5 protein-coding genes are annotated in these 4679 nt (G+C 63.4%); 2 read left to right on the top strand and 3 right to left on the bottom strand.

Annotation, left to right across the window (positions count from 1 at the left end; genetic code table 11):
* Positions 1 to 396: 396 nt before the first annotated feature.
* The 3 genes from ABDV69_RS20185 to ABDV69_RS20175 form a co-directional block, all read right to left on the bottom strand.
* Positions 397 to 2553 carry a serine/threonine-protein kinase gene (locus ABDV69_RS20185; RefSeq protein ID WP_343577540.1) on the bottom strand — a complete coding sequence of 719 codons (2157 nt, stop codon included), beginning with the start codon at positions 2551 to 2553 and terminating at the stop codon, positions 397 to 399.
* A 111-nt stretch (positions 2554 to 2664) separates the two neighbouring features.
* Positions 2665 to 3342 carry a recombinase family protein gene (locus ABDV69_RS20180; protein ID WP_343577538.1) on the bottom strand — a complete coding sequence of 226 codons (678 nt, stop codon included), beginning with the start codon at positions 3340 to 3342 and terminating at the stop codon, positions 2665 to 2667.
* Positions 3343 to 3391: 49 nt separating this feature from the next.
* A complete protein-coding gene (locus tag ABDV69_RS20175; protein WP_343577536.1) occupies positions 3392 to 3595 on the bottom strand; it encodes a hypothetical protein in 204 nt (67 codons plus the stop codon).
* Positions 3596 to 3865: 270 nt separating this feature from the next.
* Here ABDV69_RS20175 and ABDV69_RS20170 point away from each other — a divergent pair, with 270 nt between their 5' ends.
* Positions 3866 to 4198 carry a DUF732 domain-containing protein gene (locus tag ABDV69_RS20170; RefSeq protein ID WP_343577534.1) on the top strand — a complete coding sequence of 111 codons (333 nt, stop codon included), beginning with the start codon at positions 3866 to 3868 and terminating at the stop codon, positions 4196 to 4198.
* Positions 4199 to 4496: 298 nt separating this feature from the next.
* Positions 4497 to 4649: a hypothetical protein gene (locus ABDV69_RS20165; RefSeq protein WP_343577532.1), complete on the top strand. Its 153-nt coding sequence runs from the start codon at positions 4497 to 4499 to the stop codon at positions 4647 to 4649.
* Positions 4650 to 4679 lie beyond the last annotated feature (30 nt).

The following is a 4679-nucleotide window of genomic DNA, read 5'->3' as shown; positions in this document are numbered from 1 at the left end:
CCTAAATTCCAGGTCGCGGAGTCTCATTTCTTGTCTCACGCCGGCGTGTCTCAAATCTGTTGTGCCGCAGGCTGTGATCTTGTTGATGAGAAGGACATTTGAGGCATTAAGCATGAGACTAACTTTTGAGACATCGCGACCTGGGAGGATTTGATGCCGTACGGTCCTTCACGCCGTGTCTCGGAAGAGCTCTATTTCGAGACGGTTGTGTTGCCGTCCAGTCGGAGCTTGTCGACGACAACTCATGAAGCAACGCAAGTCTATCGATGCCCGGGAAAAGAAAGTGACGGAGATTGCCCCCGTTGTTATTCGGGTGAAAACGACACTCTAAGACGGGCACCGATTGAGCAGCCTTCCGACCCGGCATGGCGTTCCACTCCGGGTCCAGCCTCGCCCTTAGAAGAGCGCCGGGTCTGCTAGGACCACAGCTGGCGGCACATCGCCGACCCGAGTCGCCACAATGGGTATCTCATACACCTTGCCCTTCATGCCGCACCCGTCGGTGATGGTGGCGTTCGTCAAAACGCCGTGCAGCGTGCCGTCCGGTTGCGGTTCCAGCGACCAGGTGTTGGTTGAGGTATCCGCGGCGTCTCCGCCGGGAAGGTTTTCCGGGCGAAAATATTCGTCCTGGCACCGCTGCGAGTCCATTAAAGAAGGCGTGTTCTGCCATCGTCCGTCGGTGAAATCCAGGACGATCGCGATGACGCCTGAAGGCTCCTGCTGGTTGTTGTCGGAAAGAGCTGCTCCCGTGGCGATACATCGAGTCGAAGTGCACAACGAGCGAAACGCCCACCAGTGGGTGTCCTTTTTGTCGTCGCCAGTTGTTGGTTTGCCGTTGACGGTCTGGGCTCCCAGATCGAAGTCCACGCGGTAAGTACCGTCCAGTTTGGGACCTGCGGCAGACGGCACTGGGCTGCTGGGTGTCGGGGCGCTGGCAACCGTCGCAGGGTCAGCCACGTCGACGCCAGCGGGTACATCAGCGGTCCGACTTGCCACAAAAGGAACCTGCTGGACCGATCCTGCAGCGCCGCACTCATTTGTGAGAACAGTAGCTGTGTGAAGGCCCCGAAGGGTGCCGTCGGGTTGCGGCTCCATTGACCTCGTGGTGGTGACCGTCTGTTTGCCTGCGACAACTTGTCCGTCCACTCCTAAGCATCGAGGCCGCTCGTCTTGGCCCTGACTTGGCGTCTCCTGCCAGTGACCATCGGCGAAGTGCAGATCGGATGTGTCAGCCGGGGCAACTGCGACTTGCGGATTGTGTGGGTCGAGTTTGGTTCCTGTCGCAACACATCCCGACGGTGTGCAGAGCGAACGAAATGCCCACCAGGAGTTGTAATCGGAGCTCGGTTTCTTCGGGGTGGGCGCGCCGTTGGCCGTCACTTTCGTGAGGTCGTATACCAGGTGATAGGTGCCGTCGAGAACGGCGGCCGGTGGTGGCGATTGAGCGGCGGTGTTGTTCTTCCGCTCGACCGCGTAGACCGTCGCCGAGATCGCAGCGACCACAACCACCGCCGCCGCCGCCGCAACGAGGATCAGTCGGCGTCCGCGCCGCTTTTTTGTCGGCGCAGCCGGTGGTAGCTGATCATCTGACAGCGAACCTTGCTCGGTGAGTTTCCCATGCGGCCTGGCAACAGCCACGTGTGTCCGCGTCTCGATCCGAGGCGCTTCTACCCTGACGCCCACCTCAGTCAAGCGATCACGTGCAGGGTCGAAATGGGCTCGCTCACTGAGTTTGGCGGCGAACTCGCGGGACCGCCCGAACCGGTCACTGGGGTCTTTGGACAGCGCTTGTGACAGCACCGGATCGAGATGCGCCAATTCGGGTCGCCGGTCGCTGAGCTTCGGTGGTGCGGCGTTGAGGTGCTGGCTGATGACCGCGACAGGGTTAGAATGCTGATATGGCAGAGACCCGGTGAGAAGGTGAAACGCAGTGGCCGCCAGCGCGTATTGGTCAGCCCGCCCGTCGATCTCGGATGATCCCATCAACTGTTCTGGCGCAGCATAAGACACCGTGCCGACCGTCATGTTGGTGGAGGTCAACCCGCTGACGTCGGTCAGTTGGCGGGCTATCCCGAAGTCCGCCAACAAAACCCGTCGTTCACCGTCTTCCGGCTCGGTGAGCAAGATGTTGGCAGGTTTGACGTCGCGATGCAGAAGCCCCCGCTGGTTTGCGTAGTCGAGGGCATTAGCTACTGCGGTGACGATGGCGCACACGTCGTGTTCGGGCATCCCGTTCGGGTAGTGGGACTTCATCAACTGCCCGGCGTCGGAACCCTCGACGTAGTCCATCGCGATCCAGAGTTGGCCCTCGAAGTCACCCCGGTCGTGCACGCCGACGATGTGAGGATGAAAGAGCCCGGCGGCCAGATCTGCTTCGCGATTGAACCGGCTCTGAAACTCGGGGTCCGCCGAGACATCGGCAGGCAAGACCTTGAGAGCGTCGCGGCGCGGCAAACGCGGATGCTGGGCGAGGTAAACCTCTCCCATGCCTCCCGACCCCAGTAGCCGAACGATTCTGTACCCGGCGAACGTCTGCCCCCCAGTTAACGGCATGGACGAATCCTAGGGTTCAGTGCAGCACTGGGGCTCCCTTTCGGTACTTGTTCTGGGCGTAGTCGGCGGCTGATGCGATGCCGCCCACAGCTGCGTTGCGGCCGTACCGTTTTAGGCCGCGTGGCTGTCGACCACCACCTTGACCGCCGGGGCGTACCAGGTCGAGTGGCCGCGGCTGGTTGGGATGCCGTCCCGGTTGAGACCGTCCGCGATCGCGCGGAGCGAAGCGCCGCTTGCCTTTTCGCTGACGATCCTGGCGACCACGTCCTCTGACAGGCCCGACGCGCGGCCCAGCTTCACGCCCTGCGCCTTGCGCACCGCCAGCGCGGCCTTGGTGCGGTCAGAGATCAGCGCCCGCTCCAGCTCGGCAACGCCGCCCATGATTTGCGTGGTGAAACGGCCGGCGGCAGTGGATGTGTCGATGGTCCCATCGACCGCGACGACCACCCCGCTTGCCCGCTCGACGCGATCCACCACCGCCAGCAGGGTGCGCAAGCTACGCGCCACACGGTCGGTCTTCGCCACCAGCAGTGCCGCCGCGGCACGGTTCTCGATGGCCTCGATTGCCGCCGCCAGACCAGGCCGCTTGTCGATGCCTTTGCTGCCAGAGACGCCTTCGTCGGCGTGCCAACCGACCACCGTCCAGCCGCGCCGCTGCGCCTCGGCCTCGATGGCCGACCGCTGCGCTTCCAAACCGGCACCGCTGGCGACCTGTTCGTCGGTGGAGACCCGCAGGTATCCGACGGCGGTGGCCTCGGGTGCTGTGCGGTTGCGGCGGGGTGCGCTCATACCACCACTGTACAGTAAATGACCGTCTACTGTACAGAAGTTTGAGAGATCAACCTGAGATCGCCGCGAGCGCCACCGCCGCACCCTGTAACCGGGCGACTTCGGTGGCCGCAGCGTCCAGTTCGCCACGCTCGATAGCGGCGAGCACCGCACTCAGTCGCTCAGCGGACTCTCGGGCAATTGCGATCCGGTCGGCAGCGGAGAGGCCCACCACCGTCGATGCCACCTCGGTGCGGAACCGCTCAATATCCATGCCCACTAGCCAATCACCCAAACGCGAGCACGGCGAGCAACGCGCGCCGACATAACAACTCAAAGATCAGTCGACCCACCCGGCTGGTCGATATGCACAAGCATTAGCAGCGGCTACGCCACGCGCGAGCTGCATCGGTACTCGCAATTTTCGTGCGGTGTAGGAGGCGTTGGGGTCATGCTTCGGTAGTGACGGCGCAGCGCTACACCGCGGTCGCCGCCAGGGACATCAGGGCGGTCACCGAGGCCGCGTCAAGAGAGGAAGCCATCAATGACCAGGCAATTTCGTCACATGACGGTGGTGTTCGCGGCGCTGGCCGCTTCCACACTGTTGGGCGCGCCGAACGCTTCGGCGGACACCCCCGAGGAGCAGTACTTGGCGCTGCTCGCCAAACACGGCATCACCGGTGACCCGGCTCAACTGATCGCCGCCGGGCACGACACCTGCTGGGCCGCCGGGCAGGGCTGGCCGGCGATCGGGCTGGCGGTGATGAAACCCAACGCCGAGTTCAGCGCGGCCGGGTTAGCCTGGCGGCAGGTCGGTCAAGCTAGGCACGACGCCGTCAACACCCTTTGCCCAGACCTGTCGACGTGGAAAGACTGATGGGGGAAACTCACGATGACGGGCAACAGGGGGGACTGAGAATCCCCCCGAACGTCAAGATCAGTCGACCCTCGATGGCCAAGACGCCACCCGGCTCCGCTCGGCTTAACATCTAACACTTTCAGGTTGAGCAACTGCTCCCCCGCCGGCGATCTGCGCTGTCCGCGCTGCGAGATCGGCCAGCTGACCGCCTGGGGCTACGGCCGGCGCCGCACGATCCGTTCCCACGGCAGCGCGACCCCTCACAATCAGACCGCGCCGCACTCGCTGCGCCAGCTGTCTGCGCACCCACATCGTGATGCCGGCCCAGCTGCAACCCCGCCACGCCGACACCACCGCGGTGATCGGAACAGCACTGCTGCACAAGGCAAATGGGCTCGGACACCGCCGCATCGCAACCGTCATGAGCAATGATCAAAACCTGTGGATGAGCCTCGGCGAGGTGGCGTGAAAGTGGGCGCACCCTCCCGGGGATGATCTG

The organism is Mycobacterium sp., from assembly GCF_039583785.1.
Taxonomy (GTDB): domain Bacteria; phylum Actinomycetota; class Actinomycetes; order Mycobacteriales; family Mycobacteriaceae; genus Mycobacterium.
This window is presented reverse-complemented; position numbering and strand designations above follow the sequence as displayed.

Coding starts and splice junctions, on each gene's coding strand:
- ABDV69_RS20175 (WP_343577536.1), bottom strand. CDS start 3,595: ATGGATATTGAGCGGTTCCGCACCGAGGTGGCATCGACGGTGGTGGGC.
- ABDV69_RS20180 (WP_343577538.1), bottom strand. CDS start 3,342: ATGAGCGCACCCCGCCGCAACCGCACAGCACCCGAGGCCACCGCCGTC.
- ABDV69_RS20165 (WP_343577532.1), top strand. CDS start 4,497: ATGCCGGCCCAGCTGCAACCCCGCCACGCCGACACCACCGCGGTGATC.
- ABDV69_RS20185 (WP_343577540.1), bottom strand. CDS start 2,553: ATGCCGTTAACTGGGGGGCAGACGTTCGCCGGGTACAGAATCGTTCGG.
- ABDV69_RS20170 (WP_343577534.1), top strand. CDS start 3,866: ATGACCAGGCAATTTCGTCACATGACGGTGGTGTTCGCGGCGCTGGCC.